Source organism: Aquabacterium sp. A3, from assembly GCF_038069945.1.
Taxonomy (GTDB): Bacteria; Pseudomonadota; Gammaproteobacteria; order Burkholderiales; family Burkholderiaceae_C; genus Aquabacterium.
This window is the reverse complement of sequence record NZ_JBBPEV010000002.1, coordinates 56,057-81,765: the sequence shown is the minus strand read 5'-3', so window position 1 is coordinate 81,765 and position 25,709 is coordinate 56,057. Positions and strand designations below refer to the sequence as shown.

Here is a 25,709-nt window from a genome sequence, read left to right as displayed (position 1 = left end):
GCAGTCGCCTCGCTCGTGCTGGCGATCACCGTCATCCCCAGTGCTCACGCCATCGAGTTGCTCAGGGTGGACGACCCGCTGGTTGGGGGCGACCTCGGCTACGGCGTCTCGCCACTGTTCGCCACCGATGACGGGTCCAGCGGCGCCTTGAATCTGCCATTCGAGATCAGATGGTTTGACCGCAGTTACAGCACGTTTTTCCTCAACAACAACGGAAACATCACCTTCGAGTCTCCTCTGGGCGATTTCACCCCGGAGCCCTTCCCTGTCGCCAACCAGCCGATGCTGGCGCCCTACTGGGCAGACGTTGACACCGGCTCCGGGCCACTCCCGGGGGGCGGCAACCAGGTCTGGGTGATGTCGCCCAACGAAAACACACTGGTCGTCACCTGGGACAGGGTGGGTTACTTCTCCGAAAACACCAGCAAGGTCAACACCTTCCAGCTGGCTCTGTACAAGACCGACAGCAATGGGAGTTTTGACGCAGAGTTCCGCTACCAGCAATTGCAATGGACCACCGGCGACGCCAGCGGTGGTTTCGCCGGACTGGGCGGCGTTCGTGCGCAAGCAGGATGGGATGCGGGTGACGGCCGGAATTGGCAGGTTCTGGACGGCTCGCTGACCGATGATGTGCTGAACCTGGTCAACACCACGAATGTCTTGGGTGGAGAAAAGGGCCTGTTCAGGTTTTCGTTCAATGCAGGCCAGCTGCCTGGCAGCACGGCCAGCAACCCCATCCTGCCTGTGTTTGACCCGGACGAAGTTGAAGCTGGCTGGGACTTCACCTTCAATGTCACCGCTGTGGATCAGATGATATTCATTGACCCCGACGTGGCAACCGGCTACACCTACACGATCGAGACCCCAGACCAATTCTTCACCAGCGTCCTGTTGCCTGAGGGGCTTGGTGATGGCCTGTACACGATCGAGGTCTGGGACGGCACGCAGTACGTTACCGAAGTGCTGAATGCCGAGGGGGGAACGGTCTACTCATTCGGCTCGGCAGTGACTCTGTTTCGTGTGACAGGCATCGAGCCTGAGGCCAACCTGGATCCGACAGACCCCTATGCGTTCGTCACGGGTTTGACGTTTTCCAGCACGGGCACCACGAGCATGAGCCAGATCCCCATCATCACCAGCATCACTGCACCAGTGCCCGAACCCGAGACATTGGCGCTGGTCGTTGCGGGCTTGTTTGTGGTGTGGCGATGCCAGGGCCGCCACAGCCACTGCCTTGTGCCCTGAGCTGACCGAGTCAGGCTTTGTCGAGCGAGCGGGCATGGGCCAGTCTGGATTCGCGCAACGATCTGCAATCGCCAGCGCGAAGGCGGTCTTGGCCGCGATGATGCGGCCGGTGCCCTCACGCTGAGGGGCCTGCCGCTTCAATCGACCCAACAGGCTCAGTGGCCCGGATCGACAGACACCCCAGCCTGCATCGCCTGCTGATCGGCGTGATAACTGCTGCGCACCATCGCCCCCACCGCCGCGTGGGTGAAGCCCATCTCCATGGCGGCCTGCTCGTAGGCCTTGAAGGTGTCGGGGTGCACGTAGCGGCGCACCGGCAGGTGGTGTCCTGATGGGGCCAGGTACTGCCCGATGGTGATCATGTCGATGTCGTGCGCACGCATGTCGCGCATCACCTGGTACACCTCCTCGTCCGTCTCGCCCAGGCCGACCATGATGCCGCTCTTGGTGGGCACGTCCGGGTGCAGGGCCTTGAACTTCTTGAGCAGGTTCAGGCTGAACTGGTAGTCGCTGCCCGGACGCGCTTCCTTGTACAGGCGTGGCGCGGTCTCCAGGTTGTGGTTCATCACGTCGGGCGGTGCGGCCTTGAGGATATCCAGGGCGCGGTCGTCGCGGCCCCGGAAGTCAGGCACCAGGATCTCGATGCGCGTGGCCGGCGATTGCTCACGCACCTGTCGGATGCAGTCGACGAAGTGCGCCGCACCGCCATCGCGCAGGTCGTCGCGATCCACCGAGGTGATCACCACGTACTTGAGCTTGAGCGCCGCGATGGTCTTGGCCAGATTGGCCGGCTCGTTGACATCGAGCGGGTCAGGGCGGCCGTGGCCCACGTCGCAAAACGGGCAGCGGCGCGTGCACTTGTCGCCCATGATCATGAACGTGGCCGTGCCATGGCCAAAGCATTCACCGATGTTGGGGCACGAGGCCTCTTCGCACACGGTGTGCAGCTTGTGCTCGCGCAGGATGTTCTTGATCTCGTAGAAGCGCGTGCTGGGCGAGCCGGCCTTGACGCGGATCCAGTCGGGCTTTTTGAGCGCCTCACCCGCCGGCACGATCTTGATGGGGATGCGCGCGGTTTTGGCCTGGGCTTTTTGCTTGGCCGAGGGGTCGTAGGTGGGGGGGGCAGACGAATCGCTCATGACGTGACTGTAGCCCAAGCGCCTCATGGGCTGGATGTGGCAAGCCGCAAAGTGCTGCACCAAAGTGGCGCAAATCTGCGCCTCCGGGGTTCAAGCCATGCGCTTCAATGGCCGATATACCCACCCAGGTAACAGGGGTCTTGGCCGATGTGCCCGGCAGCCATGCCGGATCAGCCCCCTGAAAGCACACCTCACGCATCGGAGTTCTTGATGTTCAAACCCCTGTCTCTGACGGCCCGGCTGAGCGCCGCCACCGGCATTTTCTGGCTGGGCTTCGTGATCCTGGCCGCCCTGTCACTGCAGGGCCTGCACAGCATGAGCCGCGACCTGCAACTGGTGCACGACACACACATGCAGGCCAGCCAGGCTGCAGCCCGGCTGCGACAACTGATCCAGGACAACCGCACCGAAGTGCTGCTGACCTACCAGCATGCCCCAGACAGCCCCGTGGCCGATGTGCATGACCACCCGGCCGATCTGCACCACGGCCGTTTGCTGGAGCGGCGCAAAAAGATCAATGCCGAGTGGGAGACCCTTCAAGCCCTGTCCAGCCTGCCCCAGGACCACGCGGTGGCGGCCCAGGTGGGCCAGGCCATGGAGGCGTGGATGGCCAAGAGCGATGCCACGACCGAAGCGCTGCGACAAGGGCGCTATGAAAAGCAGCAACTGGCCGCCTTCTTGTTGATTGGGCGAGAGCAGGGAAAAGCCTTGTTTGACGCGCTGCACGCACTGGATCAGCACCATCTGGACTCGGCCGCCAGACTGTACGAATCCGCTCAAGCCACCTACCGCTGGATGTGGGGGGCCGTCATCAGCCTGCTGGTGCTGGCCCTGCTGCCTGCCACCTGGCTGGCCTGGCGCGGTCTGCGGCGGCTGGTGGGTGGGCTGCGCTACGCCCGCAGCGTGTCCAGCGCCATTGCCGATGGCCGCCTGGACCCGGTGCCCCACGACCCGCGCGGTGACGAGGTGGCCGCCCTGCTGGCCGACATGGCGCGCATGCGCAATCACCTGGCCGAACTGATTGGCGAAGTGCGGCAGGTGAGCGAGGGTGTAGAAGTGGCCAGCAGCGAGGTGGCCGCCGGCAACCAGGACCTGTCGGTTCGCACCGAGCGCACGGCCAGCAGCCTGCAGCAAACCGCCAGCACCGCCGTGGAGATCAATGACACCGTGCGCCAGAACGCCGACAACGCCCGCCAGGCCAATCAACTGGCCGACGCAGCCAGCCGCATCGTCTCTGATGCCGGCGGGGTCGTGAGCGAGGTGGTCTGCACCATGCGCGACATCCATGACAGCTCGCGCAAGATCGCCGACATCATCGGCGTGATCGACGGCATCGCCTTCCAGACCAACATCCTGGCCTTGAACGCGGCCGTGGAGGCGGCCCGGGCCGGTGAGCAGGGCCGGGGCTTTGCGGTGGTGGCCAACGAGGTGCGTTCGCTGGCCAGCCGCAGCGCCAACGCTGCCCGAGAGATCAAGGCCCTGATCAGCAGCAGCGTGGACAAGGTGGAGACCGGCTCGGCCCTGGTGGACAAGGCCGGCCAAAGCATGCAGGAGGTGGTGCAGGCCATCCAGCGCGTGACCGACACGGTGGCAGAGATCCGCCACGCCAGCGAAGAGCAAAGCACGGGCGTGTCACTGCTGCAAACCTCGCTGACCGAGATGGATCAGTCCACCCAGCAAAATGCCGCCCTGGTGGAGCAAAGCGCCGCCGCCGCCCAGAGTCTGCGCCAGCAGGCCCAGCAACTGGTGGCCTCGGTGTCGCGATTCCGTTGAGCTCTGCCAAGCTCCTCTGAGCTCAGCCCAGGCGCTGCACCAGGTGCGTGGCCAGCACGGCCGCCACCTCGGCCGGCGCCACCTGCACGCCCAGCGCGGCCAGGTCCACCGTGGCCAGACCGTTGTACCCGCAGGGGTTGATGCGGGTGTAGGGGCTCAGGTCCATGGCCACGTTCAGCGACAGGCCGTGGTAGGTGCAGTGCCGCGTCACCTTGATGCCCAAAGCGGCCACCTTGCCCAGCCCCTTGAAAGGGTCGGCCGGGTTGGCGGGTTCGGTCAGGGCTGCGTGGGCAAAGGGGTCGTGCAGGCGCACGTAGATGCCCGGCGCACCGGCCACGCGGTGGCCCGTCACGCCGCAGTGCATCAGGGTGCGGATGATGGCCTCTTCGATGCGGTAGACATACTCTTTGACGAAGTAGCCGCGCCGGCGCAGGTCCAGCAGCGGGTAGGCCACCACCTGCCCTGGCCCGTGGTACGTGACCTGCCCGCCCCGGTTGGTCTGCACCACGGGGATGTGCCCCGGCCCGGGTGGGTTGAGCAGCACGTGCTCGGCCTTGCCCGCCAGCCCTTGGGTGAACACGGGCGGGTGTTCGCACAGCCAGAGCTCGTCGGGGGTGTCGGGGGTGCGGGCCTCGGTGTAGGCCTGCATGGCCTGGAAGGTGGGTTCGTAGTCGACCCGGCCCAGGTCGACGACCTTCATGGCGGCGTGGGGAATGTCAACAAGGGACACGGCAGGCGGCGCAGGGTTGGTGGACACCCCTGGATTGTCGCCCCTCAGGCGGCCGCCCTGCGCTGGTACAGCGCACCCGGCAGCCGGGCCACCTCGCCCAACAGCTCCAGCTCCAGCAGGCGGGCGCCCAGCTCGGCAGGGCCCAGGCCGGTGCGGGCCGCCAGGGCCTCCAGGCTGACGGGGTCGAAACCCAGGGCGTCCAGCAGGGCGTCACCCGGGGGCTCGGCCGGTCCGTCGCCCAAAGGCGCCTGCCCCGAGGCCCCGGGCGACATGCCCACCGACACCGCCGCGCTCAAGCCCAACTCGTCGAGCACATCGTGCGCGGTTTCAACCAGGCGGGCACCTTGTTTGATCAGGGCGTGACAGCCCCGGGCCTGAGGGGCATGGATGGAGCCAGGAATCGCCATGACCTCGCGCCCCAGATCGGCGGCCAGCCGCGCCGTGATGAGCGAGCCCGACTGCACGGCGGCTTCGACCACCAGGGTGCCGCGCGACAGGGCCGCCACCAGGCGGTTGCGCTTGGGAAAATGGCCCCGCAAGGGCGGTGTGCCCAGCGGAAACTCCGACAGCATCAAGCCCCGGGCGGCGATGCGCTGGGCCAGGCGGGCATGGGCTTTGGGGTACACCTCGTCCAGCCCCGTGCCCACGATGGCGATGGTGCCGCCAGGGCGCCCCTGAGGGGCCAGCAGCAACTGGCCGTCCAGGGCGCCCTCGTGGGCGGCGGCGTCGATGCCCCGGGCCAGGCCCGAGACGATGGTGAGGCCTTCGGCACTCAGCGCGCGGGCAAAGGCCTGGGCGTGGTCGATGCCCTGCGCGGTGGCGTGGCGGCTGCCCACCACGGCCAGCGAGGGGGCCTCCAGCAGGGCCAGGTCGCCTTCGGCAAACACCAGCAGGGGCGGGTCAGACAGGTCCAGCCACTGGCGCGGGTACCGGGCATCGCCCAGGCTCAGCAGGTGGCGATGGGGGCCCTCGGCCAGCCAGCCGGCGGTGCGGGCCCATTGGTCTTCGAACCGCGCGCGAGCCTCGTCGCCGGGCGCGGCCAGGGCCTGGGCCTCGCGGGCGGGCACGAGCTGGCACAAGGTGGCGGCCGAGGCCGCACCAACGGCCTGGGGCGAGCCCAGCGCCGCCAGCAAGCGTCGCACCGACACCGGGCCCACGCCCGGGGTCAACAACAGGCGCAGCCAGGCGCGCGCCTCCTCTGAATTCATGTTCATGTTGGTGTGGCGCCCAGGTCCTGGGGCACCGGCAGGATCAGCCACTCAGGGCATCAGGGTTGCGTGAAGCGGTCGCCCGGGTTCACCGGCTGCTGCACATTGAGGATCAGGGCATAGGACATGCGGTCGAACACGCGGAACACGAACAGCAGGCCGTGGCGCTCGTCAGGCAGCTTGAGCGTGGCGTTGTCGCCCGTGGTGCCGTCTTTGACCGTGGCGCCATCACGCCACAGGGCCAGCACGTGGCCGCGCTCCAGCCCATCCTGGGCGCCCCGGTTGAGGGCCACGATGTGGTTTTGTCCGGCCGTCAGGCCATCGCCGTAAATGGACACCACCTGGCCGGTCACGTCGTTGGCGGGCGCACGGGGCACGACATTGTCGAAATCACGCGGGGCCAGCGGGGCCAGGCGATCACCGTTGGCGGCCTCCTGGCGCAAGGCCGTGACACTGAAGGTGGAGGGGATGATCAGCGGCGCGCCATCGGCGCCCGTGCCCTCGGCGCCCTCGCGCACCAGGCTCATCGAACCCACGTACTGCGCCTCGTAGCCCAGCACCTCGCGGGTGCTGGGGTCGCGCAGGGGCTTGGGCTCGCGGAACAGGCGCCAGTCGCGGCGGCCATTCAGCTCGCCGCGCACGTAGGCGGTTTCGCCACGCGACAGCATGACCCGGCCCTCTTGGGTGGCCACGATGCGGGGCGCACGCAGCAGCTCGTCGCTGCTCTCGAAGATGACGGCCTCGTTGAAGAAGGGCTCCAGCAGGTGCACCGGCACCGAGGCGATGGCGTCGTCGATGCTGCCCTCGCGAATGCGCGGGCTGAGCTTGACCGTGCCACCACCGCCCACGGGCTGTCCCAGGCGCAAACGGGCCCGCCCGTTGCTCTTGTCCAGGTACAGCACCTGGCCGGGGAAGATGAGGTGCGGGTTGCGGATTTGCTGCAGGTTCATGCCCCACAGCTCGGGCCAGCGCCAGGGCGAGGTCAGGAACAGCTTGGAGATGTCCCACAGGGTGTCACCGCGCTTGACGGTGTACGAATCGGGGGCGTTGGGTGACAGCTCGGACAGCGCCACACCGGCCTGGGCCACCTGCTGGGCCGTGGATTTTTGCTGGGCCGTGACCGGAAAATTGGGCGCGGCCTGAGCCTGGGACGCACCGCTGAAACCCACACCCAGCGCCACGAGCACCGACAGGCTCAGGGCACGACAGGACGGTTGACGCTGGCTCATGAAAACGGTCTCCGGATGGTGGCCAAATGCGCCGGCCCACCAAGGCGGCGCCAAATTCGGCAAAATAGGAACAATCGTCGGCTGATTCTGCCCGCAAATTCGCAGGCGCCGCAACGAATATTGCCCGGTGTTACGCGCCTTGCTCATCGGCTCATCCCCGGGGTCGTTGTGCCCCCACAACCTTCTGCGTCTGTCTGTCATGGCCCTGCTGCCCATCCTGCATTACCCCGATCCCCGCCTGCACACGGTGGCCAAGCCTGTGGCCCAGGTGGACGAGCGCATCCGCCAGTTGGTCGACGACATGCTGGAGACCATGTACGACGCCAAGGGTGTGGGCCTGGCCGCCACCCAGATCAACGTGCACGAGCGCGTGGTGGTGATCGACACCAGCGAAGAGCGCAACGAGCCGCGCGTGCTGATCAACCCCGAGATCGTCTGGGCCAGCGACGAAATGATCGTCTGGGAAGAAGGCTGCCTGTCGGTGCCCACCATTTACGACAAGGTGGACCGCCACGCCCGCATCCGCGTGCGGGCCCTGAACCGTGATGGCCAAAGCTATGAATTCGAGGCCGACGAGCTGCTGGCCGTGTGCGTGCAGCACGAGCTGGACCACCTGATGGGCAAGGTGTTTGTGGAATACCTCTCGCCGCTGAAGCGCAACCGCATCAAGACCAAGCTGGTCAAGCGCGCCCGAGACGCGCAATCGGCCTGATGCACGCCGAGATGCATCGGCCCATGAAAGTGGTGTTTGCCGGCACGCCGGAGTTCGCGGCTGAAGCCCTGCGCGCGCTGCTGGCCGCCGGCTTCGACGTGCCCCTGGTGCTGACCCAGCCCGACCGACCTGCTGGGCGTGGCATGAAGCTGCAAGCCTCGCCGGTGAAACAGTTGGCACAACAGCACGGCATCGCCGTGGCCCAGCCCCACAGCCTGCGCCTGGACGGCAAATACCCTGACGAGGCCGCCGCCGCCCGCGACGCCTTGCTGGCCGCCGCCCCCGACGTGATGGTGGTGGCCGCCTACGGGCTGATCCTGCCCCAGTGGGTGCTCGATCTGCCGCGCCTGGGCTGCCTGAACATCCATGCCTCGCTGCTGCCCCGCTGGCGGGGTGCCGCGCCCATCCACCGTGCCATCGAGGCGGGTGACGCCGAAACGGGCATCACCATCATGCAGATGGACGCAGGGCTGGACACGGGCGACATGCTGCTGGTGGAGCGCACCCCCATCGGCGAGGACGACACCACCGCCGTGCTGCACGACCGCCTGGCCACCCTGGGCGGACGCCTGATCGTCGAGGCCCTGGAGATGGCCGCCTGTGGCGGCCTGAGCCGCACCCCCCAGCCCGCCGAGGGCGTGACCTACGCCAACAAGATCGAGAAGGCCGAGGCCGCCATCGACTGGCGATTGCCGGCCCGGGTGCTGGCCGCGCGCGTGCGGGCGTTCGACCCGTTTCCGGGCACGACCTTTTGCATGCCGGGCGAGAAGGCGACAGAAACCATCAAACTGTGGGCCGCTGGTGTGGTGCCCGCCTCAGGCCAACCTGGTGAAGTGCTGCAAGCCCAGGGCGACACCCTGATCGTGGCCTGTGGCGAACAGGCGCTGGCCCTGCGCACCCTGCAGCGCCCGGGAGGCAAACGCATCAGCGCCCGTGAATTTCTGCAAAGTTGCACCCTGCCGTCATCAGTGTCTTGAACTGGCAGGCTGCCACCCTCATCTCACCCATGCCACCATCTGGTGGCGCACTGTTTTGGCTGACACGGGACCGGAGGCCCGCACACGATGTTCAACATGATGAAAACCGCCATTTTGATGGCGGCCATCACCGCCCTGTTCATGGCCATCGGCGGCATGATGGGAGGCCAGACCGGCATGCTGCTGGCGCTGGTGGTGGCCATCGGCATGAACTTCTTCAGCTACTGGTTCTCGGACAAGATGGTGCTGAAGATGTACAACGCCCGCGAGGTGGATGCCACCACCGCGCCGCGTTTTTACGCCATGGTCAAAGAGCTGGCCGACCGGGCCCAGCTGCCCATGCCCAAGGTCTACCTGATCGACGAGGCCGCGCCCAACGCGTTTGCCACTGGCCGTAACCCGGACAACGCGGCCGTGGCGGCCACCACCGGCATCATGCGCCTGCTCAGCGAGCGTGAACTGCGCGGCGTGATGGCGCACGAGCTGGCCCACGTCAAGCACCGCGACATCCTGATCAGCACCATCAGCGCCACCATGGCCGGTGCCATCTCGATGCTGGCCAACTTCGCCATGTTCTTTGGTGGACGGGATTCGGAAGGGCGTCCGGCCAACCCCATCGTGGGCATCGCCGTGGCCATCCTGGCCCCGCTGGCTGCCAGCGTCATCCAGATGGCGATCAGCCGCGCGCGTGAGTTTGAAGCCGACCGGGGTGGCGCCGAAATCAGCGGTGATCCGCAGGCCCTGGCCAGCGCGTTGCAGAAGATCGACCATTACGCCAAGGGCATTCCGATGGCGGCGGCCGAGGCCCACCCGGAAACCGCCCAGATGATGATCATGAACCCGCTGTCGGGCGGCGGACTGCGGGGGCTGTTCTCGACCCACCCGGCCACCGAAGACCGCATCGCCCGCCTGATGGCCATGGCGCGCGGTTCGTGAGTTGCGTCACGCCGGGCAGACGTTTACTGTCAAAAAAAACCCGGCATCCCACCTGAATGAAGGGGCCTGGCATCAAGCCAGGCCCTTTTTACGTCGATAGCTGCCCATGACGCTGCCCCTTCGGCAGACGCAAGGAATGCTCACGCCCATGAAGGTGGATGACATCAACACGACCGAACAGGAGTCCCGCTGGCTGCAGCGGGCCGCTTGGCTGACCCTGATCGCGGGCTGCTGCCTGAGCCTGGGCGGGTGGTGGCACACCAGCCAGACGCTGGCCGAAGAGGCCCAGGAGCGGCTGACGCTGAAAGCGGCGCAACTGGCCGTCACCCTGCAGCAGTTCGTGGACGCCCACCTGCACGCCCTGGACACCTTCCAGGCGATGTTCCGCTCACCCCACGCGGTGGACCGGCGGCACTTCAACCTGCAGTTTCAGTCGCTGCATCCCGAGCAGCGCTTCCCGGCCCTGCTGGCGGTGCAATACGCCGAACTGGTGCCACGCGGCGCCATCGATGCGCTGCAGCAGCGCGTGCGACAAGACCGCTCGCTGATGCCCGAGGGCTACCCCGGGTTCGCCGTGCACCCCACGCCACAGGCCGACATGGCGATGCCGGTGCTGTTCAACGAACCGATGATGCGCAACCGGCAGGCCTTCGGCTACGACATCCTGTCCAAGCCACACCTCAAAGAGGTGGTGGAGCGCGCCCGCGACCAGGGCGGCGCGCAGGCCTCGGCCCCATTTGATCTGGTGCAAGGCGGCCAAGGGATCGTGGTGCGCCTGCCGGTGTACACCGACCCGGCCTTGCCCGACACGGTGGAGGCACGGCGGGCGACGTTCAAGGGGGTGGTCAGCGGGGTGTTTCGCACCGCCGATTTTTTCAAGGCCGTGACCGGCCCGCAGGACTGGAGCCAATGGCACTGGCAGGTGGCCGATGTGTCTTCAGGCCGCAGCGCGCTGTTCGATTCGGCCGACGCCCAGGGCGGCGCATGGCGCCGCTCAGAGACCACCACCGACGCCCATGCCACGATCGTGCGCCACTTGGCGTTGGCGGGCCGGCGCTGGGAGCTGTCCCTGGCGCAAGACATGCCTGCACCAGCGTGGCAACCCTATCCCTTGAGCGTGCTGCTGGGCGGGCTGGCGGGGTCACTGGGCTTGTCGTGGGCGCTGCGGGGCGCGGCGCGACGCCACGCGCAGGCCGCCCGCATGGCCCGCCGCCTGAGCCAGGACGCCCGCCGCAGCGAACAGCGGCTGCGATCGGTGCTGGACCACACGGTGGATGGCATCCTGACCTTGAACGACCACGGCCAGATCCAGAGCGTCAACCACGCGGTGTGCCGCATGTTCGACCGCACCGAACACGACCTGCTGGGGCGCCACCTGGCCTGCCTGTTGCCGGCATCGGCCTTGTCTGACGACACGCCCGACCTGCCCAGCTACCTCAACCACCTGCGCGTGGGCATGGATGGTGTGGGGCGCCGGGCCGAAGGCGTTCGGGCCAGCGGGCAAGCCTTCCCGGTGGACCTGGCGATCAGCCAGATGCCCCAGGATGGGGGCACACAAACCATCGTGATCATGCGGGACCTGAGCGCGCAAGAGGCGGCCGAGCGGGCCATCGCCGAGGCACAGCGCCAGCTCAACGAGGTCGACGAAATGCGCCGGGTGATCGTGCACAACGCGCCCTACGCCATCTTCGTGCTCAACACCTCGGGCATCATCCAGGCCGTGAACCCGGCGGGCGAGAGGCTGGTCGGCCATTCGGCGCAAGACCTGGTGGGCCGCTGCACCACACAGCGTTTTTTCGATCCCGATCAGGTCAGCGAACGGGCCCGCCTGCTGTCGCTGCGACTGAACCAGCCCCTCAGCCAGTTGGACGTGCTCACGCACCTGGCGAAAGAGTCCCCCGGTCTGCCCAGCGAATGGCACATGCTGCACGCCGATGGCAGCCACCTGGTGGTCGAGATCCTGGTGACCGAGCTGCGCAACGAGTTTGGCAAGCTCACGGGCTACCTGGCCATGGCCCACGACGTGACGATGCGCCGGGATGCCGAGCATCAGCTCCAGCACATGGCCCAGCACGACGCCCTGACCGGCTTGCCCAACCGCAACATGCTGCACGAGCAGTTGAAGGGCTGCCTGAGCCTGGCCGAGCGCGACCACCGGCCCGTGGCCTTGATGCTGCTGGACCTGGACCGCTTCAAGAAGATCAACGATAGCCTGGGACATCACATCGGCGACAACGTGCTCATCGAGGTGGCTCGGCGCCTCAAGAGCGGCATGCGCACCTCGGACATCGTGGCCCGGCTGGGTGGCGACGAGTTCGGCATCCTGCTGCCGCAGATCGCCTCCACCGAGGACGGCGAATTCGTGGCGCGCAAGGTGATCGACCTGTTCAAGGAGCCGTTGCGCATCGGGCCGCACGAGCTGCGGGTGACGCCCAGCATCGGCCTGGCCCTCTACCCCCAGCACGGTGCCGATGCCATCACGCTGATGCGGCACGCCGACCTGGCCATGTACCAGGCCAAGAACGACGGGCGCAACCGCTTCGAGCTGTACCGCGAATCGATGCAACAGGCGTCACCCGATGCCCTGGTGCTGGAAAACGACCTGTACAAGGCCCTGGAACGCGACGAGCTGCGCCTGCACTACCAACCCCAGTTTGACTGCCGCACGGGCCTGATCACGGGCGCCGAAGCGCTGCTGCGCTGGGAGCACAAGGGCCGCCTGGTGCCCCCCTCCGACTTCATTCCGCTGGCCGAAGAGTCCGGCCTCATCGTCAGCATGGGCGAGTGGGTGCTGCGTGAAGCGTGCCGACGCGCGCAGCAATGGCGGCAGCAGACGGGCTGGCCCTTGCGCATGAGCGTGAACCTGTCGGCCGTGCAACTGGACCGCCCCGATGTGGCCCAGGTGGTGGACCGCGCGCTGCGCGACACGGGCCTGCCGGCCACCGCGCTGGAGCTGGAGATCACCGAGAGCGTGGTGGTGCGCGAATCGCTGCGCGCCGCCGACGTGCTCAACCGCTTCAGGGCCCTGGGCGTGAGCATCGCCATCGACGACTTCGGCGTGGGCTACTCCAGCTTCGCCTACCTGCGCGAGTTGCCGGTGAACCGCTTCAAGCTGGACCGCAGCTTCCTGAGCCAGGTGCCGTCGTCTTCAGGTGACAGCCGCCTGGTGGCCGCCCTGATCGCCATGGGGCACCGGCTGGATGTGGGCATCGTGGCCGAGGGCGTGGAGACCGAGGCCCAGGCCGAGTTCCTGCGCGCGCACGGCTGCGACGAGGCCCAGGGCTACCACCTGGGCCGCCCCATCAAGGGCGAAGCGTTTGAAGCCCTGCTGGTCGAACACGCCGCGCAACATGCCGCTCAACACGCCGCGCCCGAGGCGGGTGGTGTCAGCGGTCTGACACCTTCGACACCCGAACACGCTCCACATAGTTCGGACGCGTGACGCTGGCGTTGTCGGGGCAACTGGCGGCCGCGCCATTGCAGGCGGTGGCCGTGATGGTGTAGAGCCGCACGGTTTGCGGGTTGCCAGACCCATCGGCCAACTCGCCTTCGTTGTAGCTGTCAGAGGAACAGGTCACCGTGACCCGCACGCCCATGGTGCTGCGCAAGTCCAGGGTTTGTGTGGCCCCGGCACAGGTGGTCCAGCTGCCGCGCAGAGCCTGGTACATGCCCCACTGCGTGCCGGCGTAAGCGGCCTGAAAGGCACGCGCACTGTCGATGTCTTGCGCCAGGGTGGTTTGCTGCGTCCAGGTCAGGCGCACGATGGCCGCGGCCAGGGTGGACAACATCACCAGCACCAGCAGGGCGGCGATCACCCCCAGGCCGCGCATGCGTCGAATCCGCACGCCAGAAGCAACACAAGGACGAGGTGAGCGAAGCATGGTGGTCATGGCACGTTCATCACATGGGCACCCATGGTCAGGCTGCTGGTTTCGTTGTTGCGGGCCAGCTCCAGGTGCAGCCACAAGAAGCCACTTTGCTGCGTGGCCCCCTGGTTGGGGTCGTACACGAAGGTGCAACTGCGCACGCGGGTGGCCAGCACATCGGCGCCCGCGATCGAGGGGCAGGCCGTGGGATAGGCGGTGTTGAACGAGCGCTTGAGCCGGTACAAGGTGCCCTTGCCATTGCCGCTGCCGTCCAACGTGCCATCGGCGCCACTGCACACATAAAACACCGACTGCTGTGCGTTGGCCACCACCTGAAAGCGCCCGCCGTCGTAGCCGGCAGACAGGTTGGTGCTGCCATTGGCAGCCGACACCGTGAGCCGCAGCTTGCCCTGGGTGGACGTGGGGTTGTCCACCGCCGTGATGGCCCAGCGGTTGAAGCCTTCATACACATCGTTGCCGTTCTGGTTGTTGATCACCACCCAGTCGCCCACGGCGGGCGCGGTGCTCAACTCCGTGAGGGTGTCGAAGGTGCTGAGCGCCTTCCCGGGGTCCACCCAGGCCGCGCAGGTGCCCGAGGGGGTGGTGCACGCCGCCGGGCTGTCGTTGACCACGTCCGGTCCCATGCGGTAGCGCCCGCCCGAGGCGGACGGCACCAGCTCGAAACACTGGGCTGAAGGGATGCGCAGCGAGTTGGGCACCGACATGCGCACATCGCGCACGATGCGGCGCAAGGCCGTGTCGGCCTGGTCGCTCAGCTCGCCACGCAGCCGGGTGTCGCTGTAGGCATCGATGGCCGGGCGCACGAACACCGCGATGGTGGCGGCGATGATGGCCGTGATCACGATGACCACGATCAGCTCCACCAGGGTGAAACCGTGATGGCGGTGATGGAGGCGCTGATGGAGGTGCAGTGCGGGCATCGTGCATCACCCCGCGTAGTTGGTGCGCCAGCCGACCAGGGTCAGGCTCTCGCTGCCCCGGCTGACCACGATGGTGACCTGCAGGGCCTCTGTGATGCCCTCCAGCGTGCCGCTGGCCACCGTCACGGCCACGGAATAGCCGTTGAGGGACGCCACCGGCACCCCATCGAGGTTGCAGATCTGGCCGGTGGTGGCGTAGCCGTTGTAGTCCAGCACATCGTTGAAGACCGCCCGCGCGCAGCCGCTGGCGGCGTCGTTGGCCGCTGCAGCATAGGGCTTGAGTGCGATTTCTTCCATCATCTCTTCGGCCACCGACAGCAACTGCTTGCGCACCACCGGATCGCTGCTGTTGCGCACCCCGGTGTTGAACACGCTGAGCACCCCGGCCAGCCCCACGCCAATGATCACGATGGCCATGACCATCTCGACGATGGTGAAGCCACGCGCAGCGGTGCGGGCTTGATGCATGACGGATTCATTCGACATGGCCGGTTTCTCCCCTGACCACGATGGCGCTGGCGCCAGACAGGCTGATGGTGCGGTTGCTGGCCGTGGCGCCCGCGCCGTCCGTCGTCACCCGGCCATCGGGCTGGAAGTACAACACGCCCGCGGGTGACACGCTGGTCAGCATGGCGGGGTTGTCCGAGGTGACGAAGGCAGCGGCGCCCGTGGGCCCGGTCAGCGAGGCATTGCAACTGCTGGCCGGGTTGGCCTGGGCGATGCTGAGGGTGACCGTGGTGTCGGCCACACTCATGCACACCAGGCGGCGATGGCTGACGGCGGTTTTCTGCGCGTAACGCACAGCACTGAGCACCCCATCGCGCCAGGCGTCATCCCGCAGGGACACGGCGCCTTGCAGCTTGGGCATGACCGACACGGCCAGGATGCCCACCAGGATCATGATGACGATGAGCTCGGTCAGGGTGAAGCCGCGCTGCGCGGTGCACGTCCGTGCCCGCGCCGGCGAACCAGGCAGCGCCTCAGTAAAGCTCGCGCACATGCACAGCCTTTTCGGTTTCGGGCTTGAAGATGCCGAAGGTGGCGCGCGCCGAGGGATCGCGATCGTGCGTGGTGGCACAACTGCCGTTGACACTGCGCAGCCAGGGCTTGTTCAACCCCGTGCTGGCCGGGTGGGCGCTCAGGCACGAGGCATCGGTGCTGGTGGTACCCAGGTTGATGGCCAGCTCCACCGTGCCGGTGGCGCCGCCCGTGGGCGCGCTCATGGTGAGGGCGCCCAGCCCGTTGGACAAGGTCACCGCGCCCGAGGGGCTGCTGCTCCAGGCCGTGGTCACCGCGCCCTGGCTGTTCAGGTAACGTGCGCGCACCACCGAGCCGGTGCTGATCTCGGTGCAGCTGTCGGCGCTGTTGATGATCCAGGCCTGGCCCGTCCAGTGCTGTGCCTGCAGGGGCACCGCCAGCGCGGCCTTCTCGCTGCCAAACTTGTTGAACATCCTCAGGCGACCGCTGCGCAGGCTCACGGCCCCCTCATCGTGCCCGGCCGAGCTCACGCCATCGCTGTCCACCGCGCGCAGATTGACGGCGTCGGGCGCCGTGAGCTTGTTCGTGAAGGTGAAGCTTTGTGTGCTCAGGCTGGCCACGCCCCCGGCGAACGACGACGCCCCCAGCGACGTGGTGCCCAAGCTGCCCAGGCCCGCGTTGGTGGCTGCCGACAGCGTCACCGCCTTGGCAAAATTGGGGCTCGTGTTGGCCGTGCCGTCGTAGTTCAGCGTGGGGTTGCCCGCCACGTTGTGCGCCGTCACCGTCATGTCAAAGGGCTCGCCGCTGTAGGTGAAATCGGGGGTGCCCGCCTCGCAGGCCTGAGTGACCGCCACGGTGAAGTGATCCGGCACGAAAGGCCCCACGGCGCCTGCGGGTCCACTGCCCGTGCTGCCGCTGACCGACAGACCGCTGCCCAGGTAGTTGCTGCTGGTGGCGCTCAGGTCGGCGTTGCCCACCTCGCTCCACACCAGGTTGCTGGCGCTGGCCACCCCATTGCTGAAGGCCCCCAGGCTGCCCGTGAAGCTGCCCGCCACGCTATTGACCCCGGTGGGCTGGCGCTTGGTGAAGCTCAGCGTGGCGCTGGCTGGGCTGGTTTCGCGCCCGAAGTTGCTGGTTTTGACCCCGCTGCTGTTGACGGCGGTGACCGTGCCCCCAAAAGCCGCACCTGCCTTGATGGGGCCGGCCGTCACGCCGCTGAAGCTGAAGCCCGCTGGCGCCGCGATGAAGGTGTCGCTGCCGGTCATGGTCAACCCGGCATCGTCGCCCGAGCCCGTGTAGGTGGCGGTCAGCCCCACCTGACCGGCATCGGCATACGTCACCGTCGTGCTGGCCACCCCGCTGGCATTGAAGGCCAGACTCACGGCGCGTCCAGCGCCATCGCACACAGCGCTGGCATTGTTGCCCGCATTGAGCGCCGCCCCAGCCACCCGTACCGGCACAAAACCTGATGTGGGATTACTGTAGGTGCACCGGAAGGTGACGTTCTTGCTCACGCTGGCAAACGCAGGTGTGCAGGCCAGGCTGTTGTCCGACGAGCGAACCGCACTGACCGTCACCGTCTGGCTGGTCTCGGCATGGTGATCCGGCACGTCAAAGAGCAAACCCGACGCCACCATGGTGATGGCACATGATCCGCCACTGGCCGCCGCCACGCCCATGCCGCAAAACACCTGGGGGGTGTTGCTGGGCGTGATCGACAGCCCCGTGAGGCTGGCCGTGGCCGTGCCCGTGGTGGTGGCGTGAGCCGTGATGGTGGTGGTGGCGCTGCCGTTGGGAATCGTGAAGCCACTGCCGCTGGGGTAATTGACCGTCACCCCAGCGACCGACAAGGTGCCCGACAATCCACCTGTGTAGGTGCTGCTGCAATCAGCGTTCGAGCAGGCCTTGACCGTGTAAGTGATGGGCTGGCACGTCAATGCCGTGTTGCTGGGGGCGGTCAACTCCAGGTGGTGAACTGCGGGCGTGATCGTGATGTTGCAACTGCCCCCACTGCTGGCGGCTGCCCCCAGGCCACAATAGACCGCAGGGCTGCCCGCAGGCACAGGAGTCGTTGCCGTGAGTGTCACCGTCGCGACGCCCCCATCGGCCTTGCTCAAGGTGACGGTCTCGGTGGTACTTGAGCTGCCTGAGCCGATCGCGAAGGCCGCGCCCGTGTTGTACGTGGTCGCCACGCCTGCACCGGTGATGGACAAGGTGCCCGACACACCAGCCGTGTACAAGGAACTGCACGCCTCATTGGCACACGCCCTGATCGTGTAAGTCAGCGACGTGCCCGTGGTGGCTGAAGCGCTGGTCGTGGTGACTTCCAGGTGGTGCAAGCTGGCCGTGTTGGCGCAGTTGGCACTGACCTCGGTCGGCGTCTGCGCATGGTTGTAGATGCGGATCAGATCGAAGCGGCCGTTGGCCGAGGCCAGAGAATCGTGATAGCCCCCGTTGATGGCCGTGCTGCGGTTGTCGCCGAAGTACAAGGTGCCCGTGTCGGCATGGATAGACCCCGAAGCGGTGGTGCTTTCATCCCATTCGGTGCTGCAGTCGGCGTTCTTCACGTACGCGCGCAACGTGGAGCCGCTCCAGGTCACGGTCACATGAGACCACTGGGTGTCGTCGATGCCGTTGGCGTCGTACACGTTCCTCTGGCTGGTGCCCACCGTGATGACTGCCGTGGTGCCGTCCGTTCCGCCGTCGCCTTCCCGTACAAAATAAAACCTGGCTGAACTGGAAGTGGAAGCGTCATACAGCACCTTCCAGCCATCGCCCGACGCAGTGGACCGGTACCAGAAACTGATGGTGCCCGCATTGCCGATGTCGTTGATGTCGATGCCGGTGTCCAGTGCCGCGATGGCGCTGGTGGTGTTCTCAGGGATCAGCAGGCCACGGCCAGCCCTGCCCGAGGCAGAAGACGATGCTGCACCAACGATCCTTGCGTGACGCCCATTGCCTGAAGTGTCTTTCACCTCACCAGCGGTGCCGTTGTAACTGGTCTCTTCGAGGTGGTATTCGGCGTACAGCGCTGCCTGCACCGGCCACCCTACAGCCCCCAGCAGGACCAACACGCACGCCGACAGCAGTTGCTTCATGTCAAGGATCTTGATCACCGCCATCATGTCTGAGACTCCTGGGCACGCGCAGCCCGCGCACCACTGAATGACACAGATGTTAGGCCCCGGGGCGTTCAACCAGTTGCATGAAAAGCGCTGCGTTACCCGCGTTGTCGCGCAGTTTTTCACGCGCTAGGGCCAAGTCGCGGCTCAGTAGACCTCTTGCGTGTAAACCGCACGCTGGGTTTCAGGCCGGTAGATGCCAAAGGTGGCACGCGCTGACGGGTCGCGGTCATGCGTGGTGGCGCAAGCGCCATTGATGCTGCGCAGCCAGGGCTTGCCCAGGCCCGTGCTGGCCGGGTGGGCGCTCAGGCACGAGGCATCGGTGGTGGTGCTGCCCAGGTTGATGGCCAGCTCGACCGTGCCGGTGGCGCCGCCCGTGGGGGCGCTCATCAACAAGGCCCCCACCCCGTTGGACAAGGTCACCGCACCTGCGGGGCTGCTGCTCCAGGCGGTGGTCACCGCGCCCCGGTGGTCCAGGGTGCGTGCGCGCACCACCGAGGCTGCGCTGACCGTCGTGCAGTCGTCTTCGCTGTTGATGAGCCAGGCCTTGCCCGACCAGTACTGCGCCTGCAAGGGCACCGCCAGCGCGGTCTTCTCGCTGCCAAAGGCGTTGAACACCCTGAGGCGCCCGCTGCGCAGGCTCACGGCCCCTTCATCGTGCCCGGCCGAGCTCACGCCATCGCTGTCCACCGCGCGCAGATGGACGGTGGCGGGCGCCGTGAGCTTGTCCGTGAAGGTGAAGCTTTGCGTGCTCAAACTGGCCACGCCCGCGGCGAAAGCCGACGCCGGCAAGGCCGTGGTGCCCAGCGTGCCCAGGCCCGCGTTGGTGGCCGCAGACAGCGTCACCGACTTGGCAAAATTGGGGCTGGTGTTGGCCGTGCCGTCGTGGTTGTAGGTGATGCCGCCCAAGGCGTTATACGCCGTGACCGTCATGCCGAACGGCTCGCCGCTGTAGGTGAAGCTGGGCGTGCCCGCCGCGCAGGCCTGGGTCACCCCCACCCTGAAGTGGTCGGGCACGAAGGGCCCCACCGCGCCTGCGGGCCCGCTGCCCGTGCTGCCACTGACCGACAGACCGCTGCCCAGGTAGTTGCTGCTGGTGGCACTCAGGTCGGCATTGCCCACCTCGCTCCAGACCAGGTTGCTGGCGCTGGCCTCACCGTTGTTGAACGCCCCCAGGCTGCCCGTGAAGCTGCCCGCCTGGCTGTTCACCCCGGTGGGCTGGCGCTTGGTGAAGCTCAGCGTGGCGCTGGCTGGGCTGGTTTCGCGCCCGAAGTTGCGGGTCTTGGCCCCGCTGCTGTTGACCGCGGTGACCGTGGCCTCAAAGGCCACGCCCGCCTTGATGGGGCCAGCGGTCACGGCACTGAAACTGAAACCCGCCGGCACCGCGATGAAGGCATCGCTGCCCGTCATGCTCAGGCCCGCGTCGGCCCCGCTGCCGGTGTACGACGCCGTCAGGCTCATCAGGCCCGCATCGGCGTACTGCACGGTGGTGGAGGCCACGCCCGACGCATCAAAGGCCAGGCTGATGTCTTGCCCGACCCCGTCACAGGCGGCTGCCGCATGGTTGGCCGCGTTCAAGGCGCTGCCCCCCACCCTGACCGCCACGTAACCCGTGGACGGATTGGTGTAGCCGCACTTGAAATTGATGCTCTTGCTGGTGCTGGCAAACGCCGGTGTGCAGGCCAGACTGTTGTCTGACTTGCGCACGGCGCTGACGCTGACGGTCTGGGCCGCGTCGGCCGCATGGTCTGGCACCTCGAAGAACAAGCCCGCATCGGCCATGGCCTGGCTGCAAGCGCCCCCGGCGCTGGGCGTGGCGCCCATGCCGCAGTACACCTGGGGGGTGCCCGATGGGGTGGTGGACAGGCTGCCCAGGCCCACGGTGTACGTGGCGGGCTGGGTCAGCTGCGCTTGCACCACGGTGCTGCTGCTGCCTGCCGTGATGCTGAAGCCCGCACCCGCCGGGTAATTGACCGTGCCCCCGCTGATCGACAACTGCCCCGTGAGCCCGCCCGTGTACAGGCTGCTGCAATCAGCGTTGGCGCAGGCGGTGATGGTGTAGCTGTTGGGCGTGCAGGTCAGGCCGGTGGCGGTGCTGGCCACCCGCACGTGGTGCAGGGCCTGGCCCACGTTCAGAGTGCAGGCGTTGCCCGCCGCCGGGGTGGTGCCCATGCCGCAAAACACCTTGGGGGTGTTGGAAGGCGTGGGCGCATACGCCGACAAACCCAGCGTGGCCGTGCCGGTGGACGAAAAGCGCGCATTGACCGTGGCGCTGTTGACCGGCCCGGCCAGGATGTTGACGCCGGCCGAGGGCGACCAGGTGCCCCCCACGCCCGACATGGCCAGCGTGCCCGTGACGCCGTTGATGTAGGGCAGCGAACAATCGGCGTTGCCACAGGCCGTGACCGTGACCGGTACATCGGTGTTGACCGCCACGTTCTGTGACGCGGTGCTGATGCGCAGGTGGTGCGGTGCCACCGCCGCGTCCACATAGGTGATGTAGTCGAAATGAAAGTCTTGCGACGTATTGCTGGACAAGAAACCGCAGTTGGCACAGTTGTAGGTGATCAGCTCGAGCGATTTGATCTTGACCCCGCTGTCGGGCTGGTACTGCACATAAACCGAGTGGTACTCGACGATGTCCCCCAGGATCCAGCCCAGCAGCAGGTTGAGGATGGTGGTGAGCCAGTTGCTGGGCACGTAGGCACCCACGCATTGCGCATCAGAGGTGCTGGTGCAGTTCTTCAGTGTGATCACACTGTTGTCGGCCAGCGTGAGCTTGATGAACTGTGTGTTCTGTGCGTTGAACTGCACCCCCCACAAAAAGCCCACATAGGGCGTGGGCTGGGTGAAGTTGATCTTGACCGAGGTGGGGTTGGGCGTGGTGCCAGAGCGAAGGCGCCCCACGTTGCCAGAAAAGCCATACAGCGAGGTGGATGCCGTGTAAGACACGCTGCCGCTGGTGTTCAGACAAATGAACAGCCCGGTGCAGGCCCCGGCCACCGAGCTGTAGGTGAGCTTGCCCGCGCTTTGCTCGCTGGCCAGGGTGGTGGCGTTGAAGTCGATCGTGCGTTCGTTGGCCGCCGGGTTGGGTGGCAGGCTGCCCCAGCTGGTGTAGACCGAGAGACCTGCGTGCGCCGCCATGGCGCTCAGCGAGAGCACCATCCACAGCATCCAGCGTGTCACGGTAAGGCAGGGACCGATCATGGAACAAAAGGGGGGTGATCTCACGCCCTTGGAGTCTGTCCCGATTGTGCAAAGCAGCGCACACGCGAATCCATGAAAAAAGGCACGCAGAGCGTGCCTTTCTGAGGTTGGATATGTCGTTGGATGGCCAACGATCAGGATCACTGTCCGGCGCCGATGCCCTGAAAATTGGAGGTGGTGGTGCCCATGGTCAAGACGCAGGTGCCAGTCGCGCCATTGCTGCCCAAGGCGACAGAACCGATGGTGTAAGAGTTGTTGCCCAGGTCGAAAGCGCCTGCGCCCGTGACGCTGGCACCTTGCAGCAGGCCTGCGGCGTCCTGGCAGTCATCCACCGCCGCACACTTGTCGGCCTCGAGCGCGTGGTCTGAGGCAGAGCATCCCGCGTAGTTCAATGACATGGCGCTCGACAGGCTACCCGCCACGCCATCCACGGCGGCCTCGGTGGCGTCGGTGCGCAGATCCAGGAACTTGGGCAAAGCCGTAGCGGCCAGGATGCCCAGGATGACGATGACCACGATCAACTCGATCATGGTGAAGCCGGCTTGAGTTCGTTTCATGGTGAGTACCTCTTTCAGATGCAGTGTTCAGATGCGGTGTCAGGGGCCGGGGGCGGTCGTGCATCCCGGCTTGAGTCAATGCACGATGTGGTGTTTATCGGCGGCGTTTTTCATGGCTTGAGAGCTTTTTCACTCCAGCCTCCTTTCACTTGTGCAAGGTCGCGCCACCGAGGTTCCACATCGGCAAGAACACGCCCAGGGCCAGCAGCAGCACGAGGCCGCCCATGAAGAAGATGAGGATGGGCTCGATCTGCTGAGACAGCGTCTTGAGCGCGTACTGAACATCGTTGGCATACATCTCTCCCACGTCGTCCAACAGTTCGTCCAACATGCCGGTTTCTTCACCGACGGCGATCATCTGCAGCACCAGGGGCGTGAACACCCCCGAGCCTGCGGCGGCACTGGCCAGGGCCTCGCCCCGCATCACCCGCTCGCGCATGGTTTCGATGCACTTGGTGAGGTGGGCGTTGTCGGTGGTGAGGGCCACGCTAGACAGTGCTTTCTCCAGCGGCACGCCACTGCGCAGCGACAGCGAGAACGCCCGCGTGAAGCGCGCGATCGCGGCCTTGTGCACGATGGGACCGGCCAGCGGCATGCGCAGCACCAGGTGATCCCAAATGGGGCGGCCCGCTGGCGATTTGCGCCAACGCGTCCAGAACATGAACCCCACCACGAGAGCACCCAGCATGGTCCAGCCGTGCTTCAAGGTGAAGTTGGAGGTGCTCACCAAGATGAGGGTGGGCAGGGGCAGGTCGCTGCCCAGGCTCTTGAACACACCGGCAAACGAAGGAATCACCATGACGTTGATGACCCCGATGGCCACGGCCATGGCGATGATCACGAAGGTGGGGTAGCGCAGCGCGGACTTGACCTGCTGGCTCATGAACATCTCGAACTCGAGGTGCTCGGTCATGCGCATGAAGACCTCTTCCAGCCGCCCCGAGGCCTCGCCCACGCGCACCATGGCCACGAAGAAGGTGTCGAACACCTTGGGGTGGCGAGACATCGCCGTGGACATCTCCAGGCCCGACTCCAGGTCGGCGCGCAGGTCGCCGATCACCTTCTTCAAGGTGGGGTTGGTGGCCGTCTCCTGCAGGCCCGCCAGGGCGCGCAAGATGGGCACCCCCGCCTTGAACAGGGTGTGGATCTGCTTGGCCAGCAGCATCACGTCGATCTGGGTGACCTGGGGCGCGAGGAAGCCTGGCATGGCCACGGCCTGGCTGGCCGCCGCGCTCGCGCCCGACTTTTCTTCGCGGATGGTCAGGGGCACCCAGCCCTTGGCGCGCAGGTCGCCGGCCACGGCGGCCGCCGACATGGCCTCCAGAGAGCCCTGGACCTGACCGTTCGGTCCGCGTGCGGTGTAGCTGAAACGGCTCATTCGTCCACCTGGGCGCTGACGCGCATGGCCTCTTCAATCGTGGTGCGCCCCTCCAGCACCAGGCGGGCGGCGTCGCGCCGCAAGGTGGCGCCGGCCATTTGCTGACGCCCCACACGGGCAAACACACCGGGCTCGGGGTCAGACAAAGCCTCGATCAGGGGCAGGTTCATCTCGACGAACTCATACACGCCGGTGCGGCCCCGGTAGCCCACGCTGTTGCAGTCCGGACAGCCTTTGGCGCGCCGCAGGCGGCTGTAGTCCACCTCGGTGCCCATGACCTGCCGGAACCACACCTCTTCTTGCGGGGTGGGCTGATGCGGTTGCGCACACGCCGGGCACAAGGTGCGCACCAGGCGCTGGGCCACCACCAGTTGCAAGGACATGGCCACCATCCAGCGCGGCACCCCCATGTCGATCAGCCGGGCCGGGGTGGACAGGGCATCGTTGGTGTGCAGGGTGGACAGCACCAGGTGGCCCGTCATGGCCGCGCGCATGCCGATCTCGGCCGTTGTCTTGTCGCGCATTTCGCCCACCAGGATCACGTCCGGGTCTTGCCGCAGGGTGGAGCGCAGCACGCGCTCGAAGGTCATGTCGATCTTCTCGTGCACCTGCACCTGGTTGAGGCCTGGCAGCCGGTATTCCACCGGGTCTTCCACGGTGATGATCTTGCGCTCGGTGCTGTTGAGCGTGTTGAGCGCCCCGTACAGCGTGGTGGTTTTGCCGCTGCCGGTGGGGCCCGTGACCAGGATCAGGCCGCTGGGCTTGTCGATGGCGCGGTTGAGCGCCTCGCGCATGGGCACGGGCATGGCCAGCTTGTTGAGGTCCAGCATGCCGGCGCTCTGGCTGAGCAGGCGCATCACCACCGACTCGCCATTCTGGGCCGGCAGCGTCGAGATCCGCACATCCACCGTGCCGTCTTTGAGGCGCACGGCAAAGCGGCCATCCTGCGGCAGGCGTTTTTCAGAAATGTCCAGGCCCGACATCAGCTTGAGCCGCAAGGCCACGGCCCCGGAAATCTTGGCGTCGGCCTCGGTCTGCACATGCAACACGCCGTCGATCCGGAACCGGATGCGCAGGCTCTTTTCTTGCGGCTCGATGTGGATGTCGGAGGCGCGCAGCTTCAGCGCCTGCTCGAACACCGAATACAGCAGGCGCACCACCGGCGCGTCTTCATTGCTGGTGGCGTCGATGCCCAGCAGGTCGCCCAGGTCGGACTCGATGCTGGCCAGCTCGGAGGTCAGCTCGCGGGCCAGGCCTTCAATCTCTTGCTTGCTGCTGTAGACGCGGTCCAGCGCCGTCTGCAGGTGGGTTTCGGTGATGACGGCCAGCTCGATGCTGCGCTTGACCAGCCGGGCCACCTCGTCGAAGGCATAGATGTCGGTGGGGTCGGCAAAGCCCACCAGCAGGCCCGAGGGGCTTTCGTCCAGCACCAGGGCGCGGATGCGGCGCGCATGGGGCTCGGGCAAGAGCTGCGCCAGTTCGGGGCGCAGCGGAAAGTGGGCCAGGTCGATGTAAGGCGCCCGCAGTTGCCGGGCCACGGCCTTGGCGATCTGCGCTTCGGTGATCCACCCATGGTCGATGAGCACCTGGCCGAGCTTGCGGCCGCTGCTGCGCTGTTCGCCCAGGGCCTGCTCGAGCTGCTCGGCCGAGACCAGCTCGTCCTGCACCAGCAGGTCGCCCAGGCGGATACGTTGGGGGCGGGTCATGTGAG

Annotated in this window: 19 protein-coding genes; 6 read left to right on the top strand and 13 right to left on the bottom strand. The window is 66.6% G+C overall.

Annotated features, from left to right (window positions below):
- Positions 1 to 66 precede the first annotated feature (66 nt).
- Positions 67 to 1,245, top strand: a complete 1,179-nt coding sequence (locus WNB94_RS09560) for a nidogen-like domain-containing protein (RefSeq protein ID WP_341390096.1) — start codon at positions 67 to 69, stop codon at positions 1,243 to 1,245.
- A 155-nt stretch (positions 1,246 to 1,400) separates the two neighbouring features.
- Here WNB94_RS09560 and lipA read toward each other — a convergent pair whose 3' ends face one another.
- A complete protein-coding gene (gene lipA / locus WNB94_RS09555; RefSeq protein WP_445819052.1) occupies positions 1,401 to 2,384 on the bottom strand; it encodes a lipoyl synthase in 984 nt (327 codons plus the stop codon).
- Positions 2,385 to 2,594: 210 nt separating this feature from the next.
- Here lipA and WNB94_RS09550 point away from each other — a divergent pair, with 210 nt between their 5' ends.
- On the top strand, positions 2,595 to 4,157 hold the full coding sequence (locus tag WNB94_RS09550) for a methyl-accepting chemotaxis protein (RefSeq protein WP_341390093.1): 1,563 nt from the start codon (positions 2,595 to 2,597) through the stop codon (positions 4,155 to 4,157).
- A gap of 22 nt (positions 4,158 to 4,179) precedes the next feature.
- Here the strand turns inward: WNB94_RS09550 and lipB are convergent, their stop codons facing one another.
- The 3 genes from lipB to WNB94_RS09535 form a co-directional block, all read right to left on the bottom strand.
- Positions 4,180 to 4,857, bottom strand: coding sequence for a lipoyl(octanoyl) transferase LipB (lipB, locus tag WNB94_RS09545; RefSeq protein ID WP_341390561.1), 678 nt, complete (start codon positions 4,855 to 4,857; stop codon positions 4,180 to 4,182).
- Between the two features lie 74 nt (positions 4,858 to 4,931).
- Positions 4,932 to 6,095, bottom strand: coding sequence for a DNA-processing protein DprA (gene dprA / locus WNB94_RS09540; protein WP_341390560.1), 1,164 nt, complete (start codon positions 6,093 to 6,095; stop codon positions 4,932 to 4,934).
- Positions 6,096 to 6,154: 59 nt separating this feature from the next.
- Positions 6,155 to 7,324: a LysM peptidoglycan-binding domain-containing protein gene (locus WNB94_RS09535; RefSeq protein ID WP_341390092.1), complete on the bottom strand. Its 1,170-nt coding sequence runs from the start codon at positions 7,322 to 7,324 to the stop codon at positions 6,155 to 6,157.
- A gap of 199 nt (positions 7,325 to 7,523) precedes the next feature.
- Here WNB94_RS09535 and def point away from each other — a divergent pair, with 199 nt between their 5' ends.
- The 4 genes from def (at position 7,524) to WNB94_RS09515 (ending at position 13,391) form a co-directional block, all read left to right on the top strand.
- Positions 7,524 to 8,036 (top strand): peptide deformylase, encoded by a 513-nt coding sequence (gene def, locus WNB94_RS09530; RefSeq protein WP_341390091.1) that lies wholly within the window; start codon positions 7,524 to 7,526, stop codon positions 8,034 to 8,036.
- A 23-nt stretch (positions 8,037 to 8,059) separates the two neighbouring features.
- Entirely contained in the window at positions 8,060 to 9,013 is a 954-nt protein-coding gene (gene fmt / locus WNB94_RS09525; protein ID WP_341390090.1) for a methionyl-tRNA formyltransferase, read from the top strand.
- A gap of 87 nt (positions 9,014 to 9,100) precedes the next feature.
- The gene (htpX, locus tag WNB94_RS09520; RefSeq protein WP_341390088.1) at positions 9,101 to 9,949 is read left to right on the top strand and encodes a zinc metalloprotease HtpX; all 849 of its coding nucleotides are present in this window, start codon (positions 9,101 to 9,103) and stop codon (positions 9,947 to 9,949) included.
- Between the two features lie 106 nt (positions 9,950 to 10,055).
- Entirely contained in the window at positions 10,056 to 13,391 is a 3,336-nt protein-coding gene (locus tag WNB94_RS09515; RefSeq protein WP_341390087.1) for a bifunctional diguanylate cyclase/phosphodiesterase, read from the top strand.
- Here the strand turns inward: WNB94_RS09515 and WNB94_RS09510 are convergent.
- The 9 genes from WNB94_RS09510 to WNB94_RS09470 form a co-directional block, all read right to left on the bottom strand.
- Positions 13,336 to 13,839, bottom strand: coding sequence for an MSHA biogenesis protein MshP (locus WNB94_RS09510; protein ID WP_341390086.1), 504 nt, complete (start codon positions 13,837 to 13,839; stop codon positions 13,336 to 13,338). The two genes, WNB94_RS09515 and WNB94_RS09510, sit on opposite strands and share 56 nt — an antisense overlap.
- A complete protein-coding gene (locus tag WNB94_RS09505) occupies positions 13,836 to 14,756 on the bottom strand; it encodes a prepilin-type N-terminal cleavage/methylation domain-containing protein (protein ID WP_341390084.1) in 921 nt (306 codons plus the stop codon). The genes WNB94_RS09510 and WNB94_RS09505 overlap by 4 nt, the downstream gene beginning before the upstream one ends.
- 6 nt (positions 14,757 to 14,762) lie before the next feature.
- Entirely contained in the window at positions 14,763 to 15,224 is a 462-nt protein-coding gene (locus tag WNB94_RS09500) for a type IV pilus modification PilV family protein (protein WP_341390083.1), read from the bottom strand.
- Positions 15,225 to 15,231: 7 nt separating this feature from the next.
- Entirely contained in the window at positions 15,232 to 15,756 is a 525-nt protein-coding gene (locus WNB94_RS09495) for a prepilin-type N-terminal cleavage/methylation domain-containing protein (protein WP_341390081.1), read from the bottom strand.
- Positions 15,737 to 18,859: a DUF6701 domain-containing protein gene (locus WNB94_RS09490; RefSeq protein WP_341390080.1), complete on the bottom strand. Its 3,123-nt coding sequence runs from the start codon at positions 18,857 to 18,859 to the stop codon at positions 15,737 to 15,739. The genes WNB94_RS09495 and WNB94_RS09490 overlap by 20 nt, the downstream gene beginning before the upstream one ends.
- Positions 18,860 to 19,003: 144 nt before the next feature.
- Complete coding sequence (locus WNB94_RS09485) at positions 19,004 to 22,042, bottom strand: DUF6701 domain-containing protein (protein WP_341390078.1); 3,039 nt, start codon at positions 22,040 to 22,042, stop codon at positions 19,004 to 19,006.
- A 161-nt stretch (positions 22,043 to 22,203) separates the two neighbouring features.
- The gene (locus WNB94_RS09480) at positions 22,204 to 22,620 is read right to left on the bottom strand and encodes a prepilin-type N-terminal cleavage/methylation domain-containing protein (protein WP_341390077.1); all 417 of its coding nucleotides are present in this window, start codon (positions 22,618 to 22,620) and stop codon (positions 22,204 to 22,206) included.
- Between the two features lie 145 nt (positions 22,621 to 22,765).
- On the bottom strand, positions 22,766 to 23,998 hold the full coding sequence (locus WNB94_RS09475; protein WP_341390075.1) for a type II secretion system F family protein: 1,233 nt from the start codon (positions 23,996 to 23,998) through the stop codon (positions 22,766 to 22,768).
- Positions 23,995 to 25,704, bottom strand: coding sequence for a GspE/PulE family protein (locus WNB94_RS09470; protein ID WP_341390074.1), 1,710 nt, complete (start codon positions 25,702 to 25,704; stop codon positions 23,995 to 23,997). The genes WNB94_RS09475 and WNB94_RS09470 overlap by 4 nt, the downstream gene beginning before the upstream one ends.
- Positions 25,705 to 25,709 lie beyond the last annotated feature (5 nt).